This window comes from Pseudomonas brassicae (genome assembly GCF_010671725.1).
GTDB classification, from domain to species: Bacteria; Pseudomonadota; Gammaproteobacteria; order Pseudomonadales; family Pseudomonadaceae; genus Aquipseudomonas; species Aquipseudomonas brassicae.
Genome location: NZ_JAAHBU010000482.1, coordinates 1 through 4,652, shown reverse-complemented (window position 1 = coordinate 4,652; position 4,652 = coordinate 1). Strand labels below are relative to the sequence as shown.

Below are 4,652 nucleotides of genomic sequence, written 5' to 3'. Positions count from 1 at the left end.
CCGCGACCGCACTGAGCACACCGCCAAACTGGAACAGCGCGCCGATGAATGCGGCCTGCTCCATGCTCGCGCCACTGTCACGCATCAGCGTCGGCAGCCAACTGGTCAGCAGGTAGACGATCACCAGGCCCATGAAGTAGGTCAGCCACAGCAGCAAGGTGCCAACGCTGTAGGTGCCCGAGAAAATCACCGCAAACACGTTGCGCGCCTTGACCGATTTCTGTTCCGGCACGCTGAAGCTCGACGCCTGGCCGACAATGCCCGGCTCGATCGGCGCCAGTGTGCGGCGCACCTTGTCGGTACCTTTATTGCGCACCACCAGGTAGCGCGCCGACTCTGGCAGCCACACCATCAGTACCAGCACCAGCAGCAACGGCAGAATGCCGCCGATCAGCAGCAGGCTGTGCCAGCCGAACATCGGGATCAGCTTGGCAGAGATGAAACCGCCACCGGCCATGCCCAGGTTGAAGCCACAGAACATGCTGGTGACCAGCAGCGACTTGTGCCGCTCAGGGGTGTACTCGGACAGCAGCGTGGTCGCGTTCGGCATGCCGGCGCCCAGGCCCAGACCGGTCAGAAAGCGCAGCACCAGCAACTGGTCGACATTGGTGGCGTAGGCCGAGGCCAGGCTGAACGCGCCGAACAGCAGCACCGCGCCCACCAGCACGACCTTGCGCCCGAAACGGTCGGCCAATGGCCCCGAGCCCAGCGCACCGAACACCATGCCGATCAGCGCCGCGCTCATCACCGGGCCAAGGCTGGCGCGGTCGATGCCCCAGTCCTGGGACAGTGCCGGAGCAATGAAGCCCATCGCGGCGGTGTCCAGGCCGTCGAGGAACACAATCAGAAAGCACAGGATGACCACTCGCCACTGATAACGCGACAACGGCTGAGCATTGATAAACGACTGCACATCCAGGCAGTTTCCAACAGCAGCGTGGGGACTATTCATTGTTTTTATCCAGAAGAAGCGCGCGAGGGTGCGGGTGCGCGCGTGAACGGCACAGACGATCGGGTACGGGTCTTTTGGAAAGGCTCAGCTACCGCGTCGCGGGCAGGCGGCCAGGTGCGGGCTGAAGCAGGACAAGGTGCAGGTCATGGGATGTTCTCTCGCTCATTATTATTGGAGGTCGATGCAGGTCGACCGATGCGAGGGACATTAATAAGGCGCGCGGCGCGGCGCAATTCGATAAACGCAAGACTGTGCGTTTATCGAACAGGAACGTCCCGGGTCAGCTGAACAGCTGGGTACTCAGGTCACGGCTGGCCGCCACCATGATCGGCAGGAACTTCTGCTCCAGCTCGCTGCGGCTGACGCGCCCTGCATGGGTACTGATGTTGAGCGCGGCCAGCACCTGGCCGGAGGCGTCATACACCGGCACCGCAATCGAACGCAGGCCCTGTTCCAGCTCCTGGTCCACCACGCACCAGCCCTGCTCGCGCACCTGCTGGAGGATTTCCAGCAACGCCGCCGGGTCGTGCACCGTGCGGCTGGTCTTGGCCTGCAGGTCGGCATGCTCCAGATACTCGTGCAGGGTGGCGTCGTCCAGCGCCGCCAGCAGGATGCGCCCCATCGAGGTGCAGTAAGCCGGCAGGCGCCCGCCCACCGACAGGTCCACCGAGATCAGCCGTTGCACCGTGGCCGAACGGGCGATGTACAGGATGTCGTCGCCTTCCAGGGTGGCCATGTTGCAGGCTTCGTGCAACTGGTCGCTCATGCGGTCCAGGTAGGGTTGGGCCGATACTGCCAATGGTGTCGACGACAGGTAGGCATGCCCCAGGGTCAGCACCTTGGGCAACAACGAATAGGTGCGCCCGTCGGTGGTGGCGTAGCCCAGCTTGATCAGCGTATGCAGGCAACGGCGCACCGCCGCGCGCGGGATCTCGGTGCGGTGGCTGATCTGTGCGATGGTCAGGTGGCGCTTGCGCTCCTGAAATGCCTGCACCACCGCCAGGCCGCGGGCCAGCGACGTCATGAAATCCGGATCACCGGTAAACGCCTGAATGCGCTTGGCCGGCGACGCCACGATGGGCGGCGCCAACGACGCAAACGAGCTGCGCACATTGTCATTCAGCCCGGGCCCCTTGGCCCCTGTTTCTTCACTCATGACTCACCTCGGCAATCTTCACTTGGGCGATTATCGAACCATCGGCCGATAATCGCAATTGACCACTGCCTACAATTGCTTATACCTTTCGCCTGCCACCATGTGGCTTCTTGGAGAGACTGGTCAGGTACCCACCGTAGAAGTCCCAGGCACGCCTTGCCCACCAGCAAGGCCGTTTTTTGCTTCCACCGTGCAGACAGGTGTCGGCAGAACGTGTAAAACAGCGTCATTCAACTGTAAACAGCGCTGCGTCTTATATAGATGCTCGATACAACCGCGCGCCTCCCGCGCCAGGGTCACTCGACGTACTGGCGTCGATACCTACATCAATTACGACCCATCAGGTAGCACTGTGACGAAAGATGAACTGCGCGCGCAACTTGAGCGCCAGGAGCAACGTTACAAGGATGTTTACGGCGGAGAAGTCACCACGTATGCCGCCCAACCGGACCCCGAACGCAAACCGTGGCGCAAACGCGCCAGTGTGCTGGACCAGGCGTTTGCCGAGGAACTGCAAAAAAATGCAAAAGGAACTCAAGCCACAGGAGCCCTGACCCCTATCCACCATCGGCCAGGCACCTGCATCAATGCGGTGCCCTGGACGATCCTTGCGGCGTCGTAGATGAAACCGTTACGTAATCTCACAAATTTAATACGGTCGTTTGAATTATTTGATGCGCGCAAAAACCGCTATTTTTCTGACCGTTTGCGTTATTTTTTCTGATTTTTGCCGATCTTGACCAAACACCTGCCGCACCGACAGGGCACTCGCCCCCTGCAAAGCGGCCAGTACCAGTCAGCACCTAGTGCATCGATTACCCAGGATTTCTGGCATAATCGCGCCCCCTTATGACCGGGTCAGAATTCCTTCATGATCGATTTATTCAGCGGACTTGATGCCTGGGTACTGGTGAGCTTGTTGCTCGCCTTGACCTTCGTACTCGCCTTCGAGTTCATCAATGGCTTTCATGACACTGCCAACGCAGTAGCGACTGTCATCTATACCAAAGCCATGCCGCCGCACCTGGCCGTGTTCTTTTCCGGCGTGTTCAACTTCCTTGGCGTGTTGCTGGGCGGTGTCGGGGTGGCGTATGCCATCGTCCACCTGCTGCCGGTCGAGTTGCTGATCAATGTGAACACCGGCCACGGGCTGGCCATGGTGTTCTCGTTGCTGGCGGCGGCGATTGCCTGGAACCTGGGCACCTGGTACTTCGGGATCCCGGCATCCAGCTCGCACACCCTGATCGGTTCGATCCTCGGCGTGGGCCTGGCCAACGCCCTGCTCAACGACATTCCGTTGGGTGACGGGGTCAATTGGCAGAAGGCGATCGACATCGGCATGTCGCTGGTACTCTCGCCGATGGCCGGTTTTGCCGTGGCAGCGCTGGTACTGATCGGCCTGAAGTGGTGGCGCCCGCTGTCCAAGATGCACAAGACGCCTGAACAGCGCCGCAAGCTGGACGACAAGAAACACCCGCCGTTCTGGAACCGCCTGGTGCTGGTGATTTCGGCGATGGCCGTCAGCTTCGTGCACGGTTCCAACGATGGTCAGAAAGGTATCGGCCTGATCATGCTGGTACTGATCGGTATTGTCCCGGCCCAGTTCGTACTGGACCTGAACAGCACCACCTACCAGATCGAGCGTACCCGCGACGCTACCTTGCACCTGAGCCAGTTCTACCAGCGCAACAGCGAGACCCTGGGCGAGTTCCTGGCCCTGGGCAAAGCCAAGGACGGTGATCTGCCGGAACAGTTCAGCTGCAACCCGCAGCAGACCGAGCCGACCATCACAGCCCTTCAGCAGTCGCTCAAAGGCGTGGCCGACTACCATTCGCTGCCGGCCGAGAAGCGTGTTGAAGTGCGTCGTTACCTGCTGTGCCTGGACGACACCGCGAAGAAGGTCGGCAAACTGCCGGGCCTGGAGCCGCGTGAAAAGGCCGACCTTGAGAAGCTGCGCAAAGACATCACTGCCACCACCGAGTACGCGCCGTTCTGGGTGATCCTGGCGGTCGCCCTGGCCCTGGGCCTGGGTACCATGGTGGGTTGGAAGCGTGTGGTACTGACCATTGGCGAGAAGATCGGCAAGCAGGGCATGACCTATGCACAGGGCATGTCGGCGCAGATCACTGCGGCGTGTGCGATTGGCGCGGCCAATATATTCAGCCTGCCTGTATCGACCACCCACGTACTGTCGTCGGGTGTGGCCGGGACCATGGTTGCCAACAAGAGCGGCCTGCAAGGCGGCACGGTGCGTACCATTCTGCTGGCGTGGGTACTGACCTTGCCGGCGACCATTGCCTTGTCGGCGGGGTTGTTCTGGATGGCGTCCAAAGCCATCGGTTGAGGTTGTTGCGTACAGGAAATGGCCAGTCATCGTGCATGACTGGCCATTTTTTTTGCGCGCCACCGCGCCAGGCTGTTGATCTGGCTCTTGATCTACCGCCCCTTGCAGAGGCCGGAGGTGGAGGTGTTGCCGCAGGGGGGCAGGGCGAAGCCCCTTGGCGAAGCCGAAGCAAGCGACTGTTAGAGTTGCGTAGCAACTCG

Annotated in this window: 3 protein-coding genes and 1 pseudogene; 2 read left to right on the top strand and 2 right to left on the bottom strand. The window is 60.9% G+C overall.

The window, feature by feature from the left end; all coding sequences use genetic code 11:
* Together G3436_RS24930 and pcaR are read right to left on the bottom strand one after the other, a co-directional pair.
* Nucleotides 1-952: MFS transporter (locus tag G3436_RS24930; protein WP_163950719.1), on the bottom strand; the 952-nt coding region annotated here is incomplete at its 3' end.
* A gap of 280 nt (nt 953-1,232) precedes the next feature.
* Nucleotides 1,233-2,108, bottom strand: coding sequence for a pca regulon transcriptional regulator PcaR (gene pcaR, locus G3436_RS24925; protein ID WP_178116601.1), 876 nt, complete (start codon nt 2,106-2,108; stop codon nt 1,233-1,235).
* A gap of 352 nt (nt 2,109-2,460) precedes the next feature.
* Between pcaR and G3436_RS24920 the strand changes: the two are divergent.
* Both G3436_RS24920 and G3436_RS24915 read left to right on the top strand, forming a co-directional pair.
* Nucleotides 2,461-2,662: pseudogene (locus tag G3436_RS24920) on the top strand (hypothetical protein).
* Between the two features lie 317 nt (nt 2,663-2,979).
* On the top strand, nt 2,980-4,452 hold the full coding sequence (locus G3436_RS24915) for an inorganic phosphate transporter (protein ID WP_163950716.1): 1,473 nt from the start codon (nt 2,980-2,982) through the stop codon (nt 4,450-4,452).
* Nucleotides 4,453-4,652 lie beyond the last annotated feature (200 nt).

Bases quoted from the DNA above. Each gene is read 5' to 3' on its own strand.
- pcaR (WP_178116601.1), bottom strand. From the start codon at position 2,108: ATGAGTGAAGAAACAGGGGCCAAGGGGCCCGGGCTGAATGACAATGTG.
- G3436_RS24915 (WP_163950716.1), top strand. From the start codon at position 2,980: ATGATCGATTTATTCAGCGGACTTGATGCCTGGGTACTGGTGAGCTTG.